This window comes from Chryseobacterium endophyticum, from assembly GCF_056333165.1.
Genome location: NZ_JBWGXE010000009.1, coordinates 1 through 14,739 on the forward strand (window position 1 = coordinate 1; position 14,739 = coordinate 14,739).

The following is a 14,739-nucleotide window of genomic DNA, read 5'->3' on the forward strand; positions in this document are numbered from 1 at the left end:
TATTAGATGATATAGATATGACTATCTATAACTTTCAAGATATTAAAAAATGGGAATGGTATAGTTCTTTGGAAACAAAGAAAGGATTTGATATTATTGTAAAAGGCAAATTTAATGCTGGACAATTCATTAGCTTCATCCATTGTCAAAATGTTCCTTTAGATAATATCAGAATTATAGATGCCGATAAACAAGAATTTTATGAGCTAAAAACTATTAAAGATTATACGTCTTATAAAATCCTAAAGTAGTCGTACAGCACAGATAAATTCAATACATACATGAAAAATCCTTAGAAGTTTATTCTAAGAATTTTTTATTAAAGCTATATTTTAAATAATACGTCAAGTTTTTTTTCGTGATGCATAACCTATAAATCAATGTGCTTCATACAAAATGAATATTGAAGATTTTAAAAGAATATTTAACAAAAAAGCAGTAATTATTAAAAAATAAAGTGATGACAGAACAAGGAAACATAAAATATAATACAAAAGGGGAAAAACCTTTAAAAGGCTATCAGATAGTTAGAGTAAGAAATGTAGCTCATTCAAAAGAAGTATTAGACAACTTTAAGAATGCAGTTTTAACAATCTTAAAAAACAAGAACTTAAGTGATGAAGACCCTAAGTGGGAGCAACTACTACCACAGGGAATTGTAAACAAGCTAAAACAATTAAGTGATGATGACTACAAATACGATGAACTTTTATATAGAGTCCATTCAAGTGTTGATAATTTTATTGATAAAGGTATCAGAAGATGGGAATGGTACAGCTCCTTAGAAACAGAGAAAGGATTTGATATCATAGTGAAAGGAAAGTTTAATGCCGGACAGTTTATTAGCTTCATCCACTGTCAAAATGTTCCTTTAGAAGATATCAGGATTATAGATGCTGATAAACAAGAAATTTATGAACTGAAAACTATTAAAGATTATACGTCTTATAAAATCCTAAAGTAGTCCTATAGCACAGATAAATTCAATACATACACGAAAAATCCTTAAGTTTATTCTAAGGATTTTATGATAACAATATTAATTACAAGCTTAACATTCCGCAACATTCACAGCAATTGCCAGCCCTCCTTCAGAAGTTTCCTTAAACCGGTCATTCATAGAGAGTGCGGTTTCCCACATGGTCTGGATTACCTGGTCGAGACTTACTTTGGCTTTGGCAGGATCGCTTTCCAGGGCAATATTTGCGGCGGTAATAGCCTTGATGGCACCCATCGTATTTCTTTCAATACACGGAATCTGAACCAGCCCTTTGATCGGATCGCAGGTCATCCCCAGGTGATGTTCCATGGCAATTTCAGCAGCCATCAGTACCTGCCCTACGCTTCCGCCGAGAATTTCTGTAAGTCCTGCTGCTGCCATCGCCGAAGAGACGCCGACTTCTGCCTGGCAACCTCCCATCGCAGCAGAAATGGTGGCATTTTTCTTGAATAAAGTTCCGATTTCCCCGGCAACCAGTAAGAAACGGATGATGTCGTCATCGCTCGTAAAGGGAGTAAATGCCTGGGCATACATCAGCACTGCCGGAATCACGCCACTGGCCCCATTGGTCGGCGCTGTAATGATTCTTCCGAAACTTGCATTCTCTTCATTTACAGCTAATGCAAAACAGGAAATCCATTTGTTGATATTGGTAAAGTTCTCTTCCGCATCAACGACCTGCTGAAACCATTGGTCTTTGTTTTTATAAATTTTATCACCCAGCAGCTTCCTGTTGATCCCGGCAGCCCGGCGGGAGACATTGAGTCCTCCGGGCAGTGTGCCTTCCTTATTGACTCCTTTGTAGATACATTCTTTGATCTGCTGCCAGATATAGAGTGCCTCCTGTTTGGTTTCTTCCTGGGATCTCCAGCTTTCTTCATTCATTAAAATAAGATCCGAGATTCTTTCAAGCCCAAGCTTTTCGCAGTATTTTACGATGTCAGAAGATTTATGACATGGGTATAAAGTACGGATACAGTGTTTTTCAATAGATTTTTTTTCCTGGCTCATGATGAAACCACCGCCCACAGAATAAAAATCCTGTACCAGTTCGGTTCCGTCTTCAAAAATGGCTTTGAAAATCATTCCGTTGGGGTGATAATCGAGTGATTTATGCATATTTAAAAGCAGGTGATGCCCATAGATAAAAGGAATTTCCTTTTCGCCACCGAGATTAATGGTCTGCGTACTTTTTATTCTTTCGATCTTCTCGTCGATCTTTGTGGTATCGATGGTTTTATAATCTTCCCCATTGAGTCCGAGCATTCCCGCAATATCAGTTCCGTGCCCGATTCCTGTTTTGGCCAGAGAGCCGAAGAATTCCAGGAAGACTTCTTTCACCTCGGCTATTGTCCTTTCTCTTTTTATAATCCTGATAAATGCTGATGCCGCATTCCATGGGCCCATGGTGTGTGAACTGGATGGCCCGATTCCAACTTTTATAATCTCAAAAACCGATATTGATTCCATATAGAAAATTCTTCCTTTTTTCCTTCGTACAAAGATACACGATAAATCCAAACGCAAAAGCCGGAGATGAAAAATCAGCCCCGGCTTTCTAATTAAAACTATATGAACACTAGTAGATTTTTTTGTCAATGGTGAATGGTCAATTCGCTGCGCTTGTCAATTTTTGGTTAAAAAAATTCACTATTGACAATTGACCACATACGTCAATGGTGAATGGTCAGTTCGCTGCGCTTGTCAATTTTATCTTTGGTTTAAAAAATTCACTATTGACCATTGACTTTTCACCCGATATGCCAATGGTGAATGGTCAGTTCACTGTGCTTGTCAATTTTATCTTTGGTTAAAAAAAATCACAATTGACCATTGACTTTTCACCCGATATGTCAATGGTGAATGGTCAGTTCGCTGCGCTTGTCAATTTTATCTTTGGTTTAAAAAATTCACTATTGACCATTGACCATTGACAATTGACTTCCCCCCAACCATTACATTCAGCAGATACGCTCTTCATGTTGGGAAATATCCAATCCCATTTCTTCAGATTCTTCCGAAACCCTTAGAGTAATAATACGGTTTGTTATTTTATACAGAAGAAGCGATCCGAAGAAAGTGAATACAGACACCAAAAGGAGGGCTGCCATGTGATGGGCAAAAACTTCCAGTCCGCCATGTAGGAGACTCGCGTTTTCGCCGTGGGCAAAAATAGCGGTAAGGATCATCCCCATGATTCCTCCTACGCCATGACAGGCAAAGACATCCAGCGTGTCATCGATTTTCTTCAAAGCTTTCCAGTTGACCATCAGATTGGATACGATGGCTGAGATAAACCCGATAAACAGGCTTTCCGAAATGGAAACAAATCCGCATCCGGGCGTAATGGCCACCAGTCCTACGACCGCACCGATACAGGCGCCCATGGCAGATACTTTTCTTTTGTTGATTCTGTCAAAAAAGATCCAGGTCATCATCGCAGAAGCAGAGGCAATGGTGGTTGTTCCGAATGCTGTAGCAGCCGTTGCATTGGCACTGAGTGCAGAGCCAGCATTAAAACCAAACCATCCGAACCAAAGCATCCCGGTTCCCAGCAATACATAAGAAATATTGGAAGGATCGTGATGAGGTTTTTTACGGTTCCCTACCACCATAGCACCGGCAAGGGCCGCAAAACCTGCGCTCATGTGAACAACCGTTCCGCCGGCGAAATCTTTCACTCCGAAATATTTATTTAAAAGCCCGTCCGGATGCCACACCATGTGACAAAGCGGGGTATAAATACATAAGCTGAAAAGTACCATGAACAACAGGTAAGAAATAAAACGGACACGCTCAGCAAAAGATCCGGTGATCAGGGCCGGCGTGATCACGGCAAATTTCATCTGAAACAAAGCAAAAAGAATAAAAGGAATAGTGGAAGCCATATATTTATGAGGCAACACCCCCACCCTGCTGAAAAAAGGGTAACTCAGGGGATTACCGATAATTCCGTAATGCTCGCCGTTCATCGTAAAGCCAATGGAATCACCGAAAGATAATGAGAAACCGATAACGACCCATAATATGGAGATCACGCCTAATGCGATAAAGCTCTGAAACATGGTAGAGATGACATTTTTTTTACCAACCATTCCTCCGTAGAAAAATGACAGGCCGGGAGTCATCAGCAGTACAAGACCTGCTGCGGCAAGAATCCAGGCGACGTCTGCGCCTACGATTTTATCTTCACCCAGAAATTCCCCGGTATTGGGAAAGTCTGCAATAGGACTCCAGAATAATCCGCCAACGGCGACCAGTGTAATAATACAGAAAGAAACGATCCATTTTAAACCGACTGTCATAAAATTTTAAATTTACCCCTTCAAAAGTAAGAATAAATTTTCAAAATATTATAAATTTTAAAACAAACCCCTTTAAACTTAACATCAAAATAATATTTAATTATTATTTCACTCGAACACCCCCTTTAAAATACCGGAAACTTCTTTAGATTTTGTTGCGGGAAACAAATGGGTACCGCCTTTGATAATATAATCCGGCCGACAGTTTTTAATGGGAAATACAATATCTTTATCCCCCATGATCTGAATAACCTCCGGATTCTCCTCGAATTTCCAGTCCGATATCTTTTCGATCGACCATTTAAGGTAATAAGGATCCCTGACCTGAAAATACTGAAGAATGCGGGGATTTTTCGGATCGAAAAATCTCCTGATCATAGAATAGATATTTGTCGTCTTTTCATTGAAAAATTTTACCGGCAGCAATTTGGGAATCCTGGTGATCTGACCCGTTTTTATCAACCTCGATTTCTCACGGTTAGATTTTATACTTCCCATAATCACCACTTTTCTGGCAGGCTTTATCTTATTGATTTCCTGAACCAGAATTCCGCCGAAAGAATACCCCAGAAGATAAAAAGGCTGTGAGTCGTCGATCTTTTCGGCCATCCTGTTTACGTAATGCAGGAAGTCTTCATGATACTCCGGAATGATCCAATCGATAAAAACGACCTCATGATGTTCCGGAAATTTAATCTTTTCAAGTACTTTGAAGTCTGCGCCAAGTCCGCTTACCACATATATTTTCATACTACTAAAATAAAAAAAGGAGACAAAAAAAATGAGCGGTTTCCCAAGAAATCGCTCATTTTTTTATTAAAACTTCTGTTTTATTTTTTCTTTTTAACAGGCGTTCTGTTTTCGTTATCCAATTTCTCAGTAGAAAGCTTGAACTGGATATCCATTTCGTTTTTAATGAAATAATCTTTTAAGGAAGACTGATAGAATACTTTGAAATCTCTTCTGTTTAATGAGAATTTTGCAGATTCTATCACTACCGTAAACTGTGTGATGTATACATTGGCAGGGAAAGTAATGGTTTTTCTCACGCCTTTAATCGTCACATCTCCGTACACTGTAGAATTATAATCGCTGTTTGCCAGTGGAATAATCTTCGTCAAATGAAATTTTGCCAACGGAAATTTTTTAACTTCAAAGAAATTGGTACTCTTCAGATCGTTGGTCAGTTTTACCATATCTTCATCCTGGCTTGATACGTCACCGGCCATGATCGATTTCATATCGATAACAAACTCTCCGTCTACCAGGACTGTTTTATCAAAAGTGAACTTTCCGCTTTTCAGTTTTACCGTTCCAGAGTGTGTTGTAGGAACTGTTTTCACTACTTTATATCCCCACCATCTGATTTCCGATGATGTTACTTTTACCACCTTATCTCCTTTCTTCTGACCGAAAACAAATGACATGCTGATACACATCATAGCAAACAATAGTAATCTTTTCATTCTTTTTTATTTACAATTCAACAAAAATAAAAAAAAGTGTAGAACTTCTACACTTTTAACAATCTTTTTTTGATTAAATTATTTTGCTGTTACTTTTACCTGCAAATCCATATCATCTTTCACAAGAACGTCCTGCATAGTAGATTTGTAAGCGACATCAAATTTTTGTCTGTCGATAGAGAATTTTTTAGACATTAAGCTTACGGTTCCGTTAGCATAAGTAATTTTTGCAGGGAAAGAAATGGTGTTGGTTTTTCCTTTTACTGTCAGGTTACCCGTTACTAAAGAATTGTACACTTTGTCGTTGTTTTTCTTTACACCTGTGATTTTAAAAGTTGCTGTAGGATACTTCTCAACCTCGAAGAAATCTCCGTTTTTAAGGTGTCCGTTAAGCTTTTGCTGGTACTCACCGGTAAGATCCGTCGCATTGATCGAAGTCATATCTAAAACGAAAGTACCGCCAACCAACTGGTTTCCTTTCATGATCATATCACCTGATTTCACCTTTACCGTTCCGTTGTGAGAGCTTGCCTCAGACTTTGCGATTTTATAACCCCACCACTGAACGTCAGAGCTTACTACTTTTTTTGCCTGTCCGAATGCTAAACCACTAGCTAAAACTGCTAATAAGAATATTTTTTTCATTTGAATAAAAATTATTTGCTTGTTTATTATTTACTGGTGCAAATGTAGTCAACAGAAGTGATAGATTTCGTTGATGTATATCAATAAATGCAATAATTTTTATAAATAAAAAACTCCGGATAACCGGAGTTTAAAGTTAGTCTTGATAATAAGCGGTGTATAGCGCTGCGCCATTCAAAGCTGTATTTTCATTTTTATTCAGATAAATCGGAATGTTTCTGAGCATTTCTTCCATTTTATCACTGATCTTGAATTTTTCGTAGAACTTATCTTTATCAATATATTCCCGGATCGCCTGAGGAATATCGCCTGAAATGAGCAATCCTCCTGTTGCCTTTAATTTCAGCGTAAGGTTATTGGCTTCTCTGGCCAGGAATTCAAGGAAAGTATCCAGGGCTATTTTGCAGATCAGCACGTCGTCTTCAACCGCCGCTCTGTATAATTCATGGACAAAATTTCCTTCTGCCAGTCTCTCGGCAAGCCATTCCGGTTCAGGATGTCTCTTTACGTCTCTCAGGAAACGGTAGATATTAAAAAGACCGGTTTTGGACAACACGTTTTCCCAGCTTACAATTCCGTAGATATTGTTCAGAAACTGGTAGAATTCAACTTCCACATTCGTTCGCGGAGAAAATTCAGAATGACCTCCTTCGGTGGCAAAAGGTCTTATAAAACTTCCGTCAAAGAAATACCCTGCTTCTCCCAACCCGTTTCCAGGAGCCAGAATAGCAACATTTCCTTTTTCAAGATGACCACTCGTATAGATGGGATCGAGATCACTGTCTTCCAGAAGACCCATACCGTACGCAGAAGCCTCCTGGTCATTCAGCATATCTACGCTTTCGAAATCAAAATCTCTTTTAAAATCTTCCACATCAAGGTTCCACCCAAGTCTCTCCGGCGTACTTTTCCCATTGATGACAGGTCCCGGAACGGCCATTCCAAGTCTTTTCACATTTTCCAGCTGATTATCCTGAATAAATGCTTTTAAGATATCTGTAAAGGAAGCATACTCTTTAGTAGGATAATTATGTTGGATTTTAATCTCCAGGCCCTGGTTCGCAGAAACAAAATAGCCTAAAGTTGTCATATCTTCACGAAGGTTGGCGCCGATGATAGAAATGTTATCATTGCCATCGTTTTTTACTCCTGGTAAATAAAGCGGAAATTTCGGATTCAAAATCATAACCTCAAATTTTATCAAATATAATAATAGTTTTCGTAAATTTTCGTTAGAAATAAAAAACCTTCTCAAAAATTCGAAAAGGTTTGGCTGATAATTGCTTATATTTAAATCTAACTACTTTCCTAACGGAATATTGTAAGAAAATCCTACTCCAATGTTACCTACATTGTAGTCCTGATTTGGCAAATCACCTTTGCTTCCTACAAATACTTTCTGATACTGTACAAAGAAATTCCAGTCCTGGTTGTGGTACCCGATCTCCGGCTTGATGTAAAAACCTCCGTCAGGTCTGTCAAGAGAAGCGTTGGACGCAACTTTTTCATCGCCCACCAGGAAACCGTATCCTAAGTCGGTCCCGAAATAAAAACCGGTTTGTTTCGGATAAATCCTGATCAATGCACCCACCGGTACAACACCTACGTCATTGTTATTATATCCGTTGTTGTCTTTCCCAAAATAATGAGTATATCCGGTCGCGATACCCAATCCGAATCCCGGCGTGATTAAATTCTGATAAGCTACATCTACGCCAACAGCCATAGAAGTATTATCAGACGGAACTGCTAAACCAACATTAGCGCCTACTTTGATCATATTGTTCATCTGCGCACTCTGTGCACTCAATGCTCCGGCAGTGAAAATCCCTGCAAATAAAATGGCATGCTTTAACACTTTCATAACTTTTATTTTAAAATTTTACTTAGCTCAAAACTGTAAAAATCGTGCCAACCAATTTTGTAAACAGTGCATCAGATCCGATAATTCCTACAAAATCATGATTTTCAGTTTTTTAAAATATGGTAAAATTTAAATAAGTGTTTAATTAAAGTATTCGTTTCTTCCGCTACGCCCATTTAAAATTTTCACATCTCACATCCATATTAACAATTCTTAACCGTTATTAATTTTAACCTTACCATTGGACAGAGATCCAAAATATAAAATACGACTATGGCCGTACCGTCATTAATTAACAACAAGCATCTCCTTTGGCGAGCAGGCTTCGGCCCGGGAATCAACCAATTTGCGAAACTTAAAAACAAGGACCGCACAATGCTTTTGCATGAGTTGTTTAAAGAAGACTCCTTTACCTATATAGACTACCAGGTTCCTGACACAGATTCCCTTGATTATATGAATAATCAGTCACCAGCGGAAAAGAAAAAGGAAATTCAGAAGATCAGCCGGCAGCAAAATGAAGAACTTAATCTTAATTTCCTGAATCAAATGGTCACCGGAAACGACCAGCTCAGAGAGAAAATGGCTTTTTTCTGGCATGGTCATTTCGCATCGAGAGTACAGAATCCCAAATTCAACCGCCAGCTTTTGAATGTGATCCGTAAAAATGCATTGGGAAACTTCAGGGAACTGCTGTTTGAAGTAAGCAAATCTCCGGCTATGCTGAGTTTTTTAAATAATCAGCAAAATAAAAAAGATCATCCCAATGAAAATTTTGCGCGGGAAGTAATGGAACTTTTCACCATGGGAAGAGGAAATTATACGGAAAAAGATATCAGGGAAGGCGCACGGGCTTTCACGGGATGGGGATACGACAAACAAGGAAACTTCCAGGAGCGGAAAAAACTTCATGACGAGGAAACCAAAACCTTTCTCGGCAAAACCGGAAATCTTACGGGAAATGACGTTCTAAATATTATTCTCGAACAGAAGGCTACTTCAAGGTTTATTACCACTAAAATTTATAAGTTTTTCGTGAATGAAAATGCTGATGAATCGATCATCAGCACCCTAAGCGAAAACTTTTATGAATCCGGTTATGATATTAAAAATCTAATGACCGAAATTTTTTCAAGCGAATGGTTTTATGATGAGAAAAATATCGGGAACAGGATTAAATCTCCTATAGAACTGATGGCCGGAATGATGCGCACGCTTCCGATGAATATTCAAAATCCGGAAAATCTTATTGTTTACCAGAAGCTGCTGGGTCAGATGCTTCTATATCCGCCAAATGTTTCCGGCTGGCCCAACGGAAAATCCTGGATCGACAGCTCGACACTCATGCTGAGGCTTCAGATCCCGCAGATATGGTCAGGACTGAGACCTTTGGAGTACAGTCCGAGACCGGATGACGATATTGATATGGGAATGAAATCCAGGGAGAGTGCATTAAACAAAACCTTTAAAAACCCCAACATCACGGTTAACTGGGATCGTGTAGAAAAAGTTTTTAATGGTAAAAACATCGAAGAATACCTGATACAGAACACAAAATCCCTTGATATGAATTCCATAAAAAGCTTTTCGGACCAAAGTGTAAAAATGAACGTCATTAATCTTATGTCTACTCCCGAATACCAGCTGATGTAGTTTACCTTTAACTTAATACCAGACCGTATGTTAATTAAAAGAAGAGAATTCCTCAAAATAAGTTCACTGGCAACCGCCTCACTGCTGATGCCCAATTTCCTCAAAGCCCTGACGATTGATGATGCCCTGGAACCTGAACAGAAGATATTGATCGTTCTGCAGTTTACAGGCGGAAACGACGGATTAAACACCATCATTCCCACCGGAAACGATATTTATTTCAAACAAAGAAACAGCATTGCGATCCAAAACGCTTTACCACTGAGTGACGAAGCGGGAATCAATCCCGCCCTTTCCTACTTTAAGGAACTTTACGATAATGGTGAACTTTCGGTCATGAACAATGTGGGATATCCCAATCCTGATAAATCCCATTTCAGAAGTATGGACATCTGGCAATCTGCCAGCAAAAGCGATGAGTACCTTGATACCGGCTGGCTCGGCAGGTTTCTGGACGAAGAGTGTTATCGCTGCGAACATCCTACGCAGGCCCTGGAAGTGGATGATATGCTCAGTTTAGCTTTAAAAGGTGAAAAAAACAAAGCGTTTGCCTTTAAAGATCCCAAAAGACTCTACCAAACCAGCCAGGAAAAATATTTCAAATCCCTGTATGACCATCATCATGATGACGAAACGGTTTCCTATTTATATCAGACGTTAGGTTCTACCATCAACAATGCCGATTATATCTTTGAAAAAAGCAAGACTAAAAAAAGTACCGAAACCTATCCGAATTCCCAGCTGGGAAAAGATTTTAAAACGGTTGCCTCGCTCATTAAATCTGACATCAACACAAGGGTTTATTATCTTTCCATAGGAAGTTTTGATACACACGTGAACCAGAATGAAAGACAGCAAAAACTTTTCAGTGATATCAATGAAACCGTAAGATCATTTGTAGCCGATATGAAAAGTAATGGTCTTTTCGATCAGATTATGTTGATGACATTTTCAGAGTTTGGACGCCGTGTAGCCCAGAATGCCAGTAACGGTACCGACCACGGCACAGCCAATCAAATGTTTTTTATCAGCGGCGGATTAAAGAAAAAAGGGATTTTAAATGCACTTCCCGACCTTACCAGACTGAACGAAGGCGATCTTATCTACACCGAAGATTTCAGAAAAGTATATGCTACAGTTTTAAAAAATTGGCTGAAAGCAGATTCATCGAAAGTATTGGGCTGGAAAAACGGGATTTATGATTTTGTATAAAAAAAAGAGGCAGTTTATTGTAGATAACGCCTCTTTTTCATAATATTTAAATTAACTACTCCCAATTTTGCACGGGAACTTGTTTTTTGTCTTCCGCTGGTTTTTCATCAAATTTCTCAGCGATTTTTTTGATGATAAATTCTATCACCAAAGGGGCTACGACCGCTACCACAGCTTTTAGTATTCTTGATTTCATATATTTATTTTTGTTTTTTGGATAATACAATTTCCAAGCCACAACGATTACTGCGGTTCCTTGTTTTCTTCCGCATCAAGATTCTGGTAATTTTTAAAACCTGCCCTGAATTTCTCACGCATCCTTTCCCTGAGTCTCTTTGGCTGATGCACAATCAGGCAATCACCAAAGCCTAACAGAAGCCGTTCCAGTTCATAATTGATCTGTACACAAATTCTGAAAACTGTCGCTTCAGCTGTTTCCGACACTGTTTCCTGGCTTTTATGCAAAGGTTTTGTCCGCACATAAGGAGCATTGGAAGCGTCTACGGAAAAAACGACATATCTCGGTTTTGTTTCAGAAACCGTAACGCCTACAATATTTTTAAAATATTCATCTCCATCCAGATTCCTGTCAATATATTCTGCCTTTTCCTCCTGCTCTATATGCTCCATCCGGTCAAGGGCCAGGTTATACATTTTTCCTTTATAAAGACAGATCAGAAACCAGCGGTTGTTATATTCTTTTAGCAGCTGTGGATGAACGGTAAAAATATTTGCATCTCTTGCCGTGAAGCTTTTGTACTGAATCCTGAGCACTTTCTTACTGATAATACTTTCATACAGCACATCAATATGCTCAAGCCCTTTCAGTTGTTCATTTTTGTCCAAATGAATGATCGATTTCTGATGGGTAGAATGGATCGAGTCTTCCAGCTTCTGGATCACCCCGTTCATTTCCTTGAACATCGAAAAATCCTTGAACTGCTTCAGGATCTGTACGGCATTGTTCATCGCTTTCAGGTCGCTTTCATTCACCGAAATGTTGTGGATGCTGTAGTCGGGGTCGCTGTAGCGGTAATACTTCCGTTCATACACTTCGATTGGCGCTTCATAGCCGAATTTCTCACTCCTCATATTCTGCAGGTCGAGCTGTACGGTACGTCTGCTGACGAAAGATTCCTTGCCCTCGAATTCAAAAAGGGCTTCGGAACACTCGTCGATAAGATCATCCAGCGTATATTTCCGGTATTTGTTTTTCAGGCATTTATCCAGCGTTTTGTAGCGGATCAAAGCATTTTTATTGGATGACATTTTACTGATTTTAAAATTAATAAGCAGTTAAAAATGAGTTTTCCTAGCTGAATTTACTCCAAATCTTCTCCTGTAATGGTTTTATAAAAATGATCCGTTGAATACATCCTGCCTTCATATTCAAATCTTTTGGAAAACGGATCTACTTCCACTGAATAATACCTGGAACCATCGGGATAAATTCTGAACTTTATCTTTAAAACCTTTTCATCCACCTCCTCAATATGATCAAGATTAAAGTGTGAAATGAAAGGAAGGATTTGTTCGCCCGTCACTGCATTTTCCAATCCGAAACCGTTAATCCATAATGACATTCTAAATTCATTCATTTCTGTAACGAGCCTGAAGCTCCCGTTACAAAATATTTTCTCCTGTCTGTACCGCATTTTAAATTGTGGCTTTTTCAAGGGTTCTTAATTTATTTTCTCTGTAAAGCTTTTCCTTCAAAAGAAATTCCTTCCCAGCCGGTCTGCATGAAGTTTCTGATATTCTGGTGATCGGCTCCATCAGGATTTTTCAGCACATCTTCCCGGTAAAACTCCCCGAAAAGATTCAGCGTTTCTTGCGAAGAAAGATCATTCAACTGAGCAAAACTGAAAACTTTACACGAACCATTGTTCTGTCCGGCTTCGTTTACGGTATTGCCATTGGTAAATTTTGTCGGCGTAAAATCGTAGTTTTCATCAATAAAAGCAATAACATCTTTGAACTGAATGTCGTCCGCTGATTTTTCTAAGTTTTCAAATAACATTGTCTATAATTTTTTCAAAAATAATTAAAAAAAAAATTTATCTGCGCAAAAACATTGCATACTTACAGTCTTACTTTGCATCAACAAAACAACAGAACATGGATTTTAACGGAAACAACTTAATCGAATTAGGATACCGACCGGCAAAATGGTTTAAAGAAGCCATCCAATTCATTAACGAAAATCATTTAGATGAAACTCAGATCAAAATATATTTAGAGCAGTTCAGGCAGCCGGAAATCATTCCGCTTCATGAAACGGCGAAGGATTTTATAATTAATATCAGAGCAGAACATGATAGTGAGAACGACAATGTGGAAAAGGTGATCAGCACGATGAAAGTCCTGATGAAAACGCCCACCCTGATCGGAGGAGCGCTGATGCCGGATGCCTGCCCTACAGGTCCTGCGGGACATATCCCGGTAGGAGGCGTGGTGGTTGCAGAAAATGCCATTCACCCAGGATTCCATAGCGCGGATATCTGCTGTTCGGTGATGCTTACGGACTTCGGGAAAGCCGATCCTAAGGAAGTATTGGATATTGCCCATTCGGTGACGCATTTCGGGTACGGAGGAAGGCCAAGAGGAGAACAGATGCCGATGTCGCAGGAATTGATGGATGCCTTTAGGGAAAACGACTTCCTGAATGACGAAAAATTAATCAGTATTGCCCGTTCGCATATGGGAACCCAGGGCGACGGAAACCATTTCCTGTTCGTCGGGATCTCCAGAAATACCGGAAACACGATGCTGGTGACACATCACGGATCAAGAGCGCCCGGAGCTGCCTTGTATGATAAAGGAATGAAAGTGGCCAACCGATTCAGAATGGAAATGTCACCGGAAACTTTAAGGGAAAATGCGTGGATTCCGTACGATACCGAAGAAGGAAAATCGTATTGGGAAGCCCTGCAGCTGATCAGAGCTTGGACGAAAGAAAACCATACTTCAATTCACGACGCTGTTTTGAATAAAATGAAAGTTGAAAAAGAAGACCGTTACTGGAACGAGCATAATTTCGTCTTCAAGGATGGGGATTTATTCTACCATGCTAAAGGAGCGACTCCATTGGATGATAAGTTCATGCCGGATATTACCGGGCCGAGGCTGATCCCTTTAAATATGTCGGAACCCGTTCTGATCGTGAAAGGAACCACCAACGAAAGAAACTTAGGTTTTGCCCCGCACGGGGCCGGAAGAAATTTCAGCAGGACACAGCATAAAAAGTCACTGGCACATAAAACGATCGAAGAAGTCTTCGCCGAAGAAACCCAGGGACTGGATGTCCGTTTCTTCACCAACGAAATCGATATTTCCGAGCTGCCGACCGCTTATAAAAGCGCCAAAAACGTAAGAGCGCAGATCGAAGAATACGGATTGTGTGAAGTCCTGGATGAAGTGATGCCGTACGGATGTATCATGGCAGGAGATGTGCAGAAAAATGCGCCGTGGAAGAAAAAGAAGAAATTCAGAAAGGCTTAGTACTTTCTTTATATGAAAACTAAAAGTCGGATATAAGATGATTTAGATTCTAAATAAAAAATTTCCTTCGTAAAAAACTTTTACCCAAGTGCT

16 protein-coding genes are annotated in these 14,739 nt (G+C 39.4%); 5 read left to right on the forward strand and 11 right to left on the reverse strand.

Going from position 1 to position 14,739, the window contains the following annotated elements; genetic code table 11:
* Together AC0N32_RS17070 and AC0N32_RS17075 are read left to right on the forward strand one after the other, a co-directional pair.
* The coding region (locus AC0N32_RS17070; RefSeq protein WP_476395049.1) for a hypothetical protein at positions 1 to 251 on the forward strand (251 nt) is incomplete at its 5' end.
* 209 nt (positions 252 to 460) lie between these two features.
* The gene (locus AC0N32_RS17075) at positions 461 to 964 is read left to right on the forward strand and encodes a hypothetical protein (protein WP_476395050.1); all 504 of its coding nucleotides are present in this window, start codon (positions 461 to 463) and stop codon (positions 962 to 964) included.
* An 87-nt stretch (positions 965 to 1,051) separates the two neighbouring features.
* On the opposite strand, the gene AC0N32_RS17080 is transcribed toward AC0N32_RS17075, so the two are convergent.
* The 7 genes from AC0N32_RS17080 to AC0N32_RS17110 form a co-directional block, all read right to left on the reverse strand.
* Positions 1,052 to 2,470 (reverse strand): L-serine ammonia-lyase, encoded by a 1,419-nt coding sequence (locus AC0N32_RS17080; RefSeq protein ID WP_476395051.1) that lies wholly within the window; start codon positions 2,468 to 2,470, stop codon positions 1,052 to 1,054.
* A 491-nt stretch (positions 2,471 to 2,961) separates the two neighbouring features.
* Complete coding sequence (locus AC0N32_RS17085) at positions 2,962 to 4,305, reverse strand: ammonium transporter (RefSeq protein WP_476395052.1); 1,344 nt, start codon at positions 4,303 to 4,305, stop codon at positions 2,962 to 2,964.
* A gap of 108 nt (positions 4,306 to 4,413) precedes the next feature.
* Entirely contained in the window at positions 4,414 to 5,055 is a 642-nt protein-coding gene (locus tag AC0N32_RS17090) for an alpha/beta hydrolase (RefSeq protein ID WP_476395053.1), read from the reverse strand.
* Between the two features lie 80 nt (positions 5,056 to 5,135).
* Entirely contained in the window at positions 5,136 to 5,771 is a 636-nt protein-coding gene (locus AC0N32_RS17095) for a YceI family protein (RefSeq protein ID WP_476395054.1), read from the reverse strand.
* Positions 5,772 to 5,849: 78 nt separating this feature from the next.
* Positions 5,850 to 6,416, reverse strand: coding sequence for a YceI family protein (locus AC0N32_RS17100; protein WP_476395055.1), 567 nt, complete (start codon positions 6,414 to 6,416; stop codon positions 5,850 to 5,852).
* A gap of 136 nt (positions 6,417 to 6,552) precedes the next feature.
* Positions 6,553 to 7,602 (reverse strand): glucokinase, encoded by a 1,050-nt coding sequence (locus AC0N32_RS17105; protein ID WP_476395056.1) that lies wholly within the window; start codon positions 7,600 to 7,602, stop codon positions 6,553 to 6,555.
* 114 nt (positions 7,603 to 7,716) lie between these two features.
* A complete protein-coding gene (locus AC0N32_RS17110) occupies positions 7,717 to 8,280 on the reverse strand; it encodes a hypothetical protein (RefSeq protein WP_476395057.1) in 564 nt (187 codons plus the stop codon).
* Positions 8,281 to 8,553: 273 nt separating this feature from the next.
* On the opposite strand from AC0N32_RS17110, the gene AC0N32_RS17115 reads away from it, so the two are divergent.
* Positions 8,554 to 9,933, forward strand: a complete 1,380-nt coding sequence (locus AC0N32_RS17115) for a DUF1800 domain-containing protein (RefSeq protein WP_476395058.1) — start codon at positions 8,554 to 8,556, stop codon at positions 9,931 to 9,933.
* Between the two features lie 27 nt (positions 9,934 to 9,960).
* A complete protein-coding gene (locus AC0N32_RS17120) occupies positions 9,961 to 11,145 on the forward strand; it encodes a DUF1501 domain-containing protein (protein WP_476395059.1) in 1,185 nt (394 codons plus the stop codon).
* A 55-nt stretch (positions 11,146 to 11,200) separates the two neighbouring features.
* Here the strand turns inward: AC0N32_RS17120 and AC0N32_RS17125 are convergent, their stop codons facing one another.
* The 4 genes from AC0N32_RS17125 to AC0N32_RS17140 are packed head-to-tail and all read right to left on the reverse strand — an operon-like array spanning position 11,201 to position 13,165.
* On the reverse strand, positions 11,201 to 11,341 hold the full coding sequence (locus tag AC0N32_RS17125) for a hypothetical protein (RefSeq protein WP_263603736.1): 141 nt from the start codon (positions 11,339 to 11,341) through the stop codon (positions 11,201 to 11,203).
* Between the two features lie 47 nt (positions 11,342 to 11,388).
* A complete protein-coding gene (locus AC0N32_RS17130) occupies positions 11,389 to 12,414 on the reverse strand; it encodes a helix-turn-helix transcriptional regulator (protein ID WP_476395060.1) in 1,026 nt (341 codons plus the stop codon).
* A gap of 53 nt (positions 12,415 to 12,467) precedes the next feature.
* On the reverse strand, positions 12,468 to 12,821 hold the full coding sequence (locus AC0N32_RS17135) for a hypothetical protein (protein ID WP_476395061.1): 354 nt from the start codon (positions 12,819 to 12,821) through the stop codon (positions 12,468 to 12,470).
* A gap of 11 nt (positions 12,822 to 12,832) precedes the next feature.
* On the reverse strand, positions 12,833 to 13,165 hold the full coding sequence (locus AC0N32_RS17140) for a HopJ type III effector protein (protein WP_476395062.1): 333 nt from the start codon (positions 13,163 to 13,165) through the stop codon (positions 12,833 to 12,835).
* A gap of 98 nt (positions 13,166 to 13,263) precedes the next feature.
* On the opposite strand from AC0N32_RS17140, the gene AC0N32_RS17145 reads away from it, so the two are divergent.
* Complete coding sequence (locus AC0N32_RS17145) at positions 13,264 to 14,646, forward strand: RtcB family protein (protein ID WP_476395063.1); 1,383 nt, start codon at positions 13,264 to 13,266, stop codon at positions 14,644 to 14,646.
* Positions 14,647 to 14,739 lie beyond the last annotated feature (93 nt).

Coding starts and splice junctions, on each gene's coding strand:
- AC0N32_RS17120 (WP_476395059.1), top strand. CDS start 9,961: ATGTTAATTAAAAGAAGAGAATTCCTCAAAATAAGTTCACTGGCAACC.
- AC0N32_RS17075 (WP_476395050.1), top strand. CDS start 461: ATGACAGAACAAGGAAACATAAAATATAATACAAAAGGGGAAAAACCT.
- AC0N32_RS17125 (WP_263603736.1), bottom strand. CDS start 11,341: ATGAAATCAAGAATACTAAAAGCTGTGGTAGCGGTCGTAGCCCCTTTG.
- AC0N32_RS17115 (WP_476395058.1), top strand. CDS start 8,554: ATGGCCGTACCGTCATTAATTAACAACAAGCATCTCCTTTGGCGAGCA.
- AC0N32_RS17140 (WP_476395062.1), bottom strand. CDS start 13,165: ATGTTATTTGAAAACTTAGAAAAATCAGCGGACGACATTCAGTTCAAA.
- AC0N32_RS17110 (WP_476395057.1), bottom strand. CDS start 8,280: ATGAAAGTGTTAAAGCATGCCATTTTATTTGCAGGGATTTTCACTGCC.
- AC0N32_RS17085 (WP_476395052.1), bottom strand. CDS start 4,305: ATGACAGTCGGTTTAAAATGGATCGTTTCTTTCTGTATTATTACACTG.
- AC0N32_RS17100 (WP_476395055.1), bottom strand. CDS start 6,416: ATGAAAAAAATATTCTTATTAGCAGTTTTAGCTAGTGGTTTAGCATTC.
- AC0N32_RS17105 (WP_476395056.1), bottom strand. CDS start 7,602: ATGATTTTGAATCCGAAATTTCCGCTTTATTTACCAGGAGTAAAAAAC.
- AC0N32_RS17080 (WP_476395051.1), bottom strand. CDS start 2,470: ATGGAATCAATATCGGTTTTTGAGATTATAAAAGTTGGAATCGGGCCA.
- AC0N32_RS17090 (WP_476395053.1), bottom strand. CDS start 5,055: ATGAAAATATATGTGGTAAGCGGACTTGGCGCAGACTTCAAAGTACTT.
- AC0N32_RS17130 (WP_476395060.1), bottom strand. CDS start 12,414: ATGTCATCCAATAAAAATGCTTTGATCCGCTACAAAACGCTGGATAAA.
- AC0N32_RS17095 (WP_476395054.1), bottom strand. CDS start 5,771: ATGAAAAGATTACTATTGTTTGCTATGATGTGTATCAGCATGTCATTT.
- AC0N32_RS17145 (WP_476395063.1), top strand. CDS start 13,264: ATGGATTTTAACGGAAACAACTTAATCGAATTAGGATACCGACCGGCA.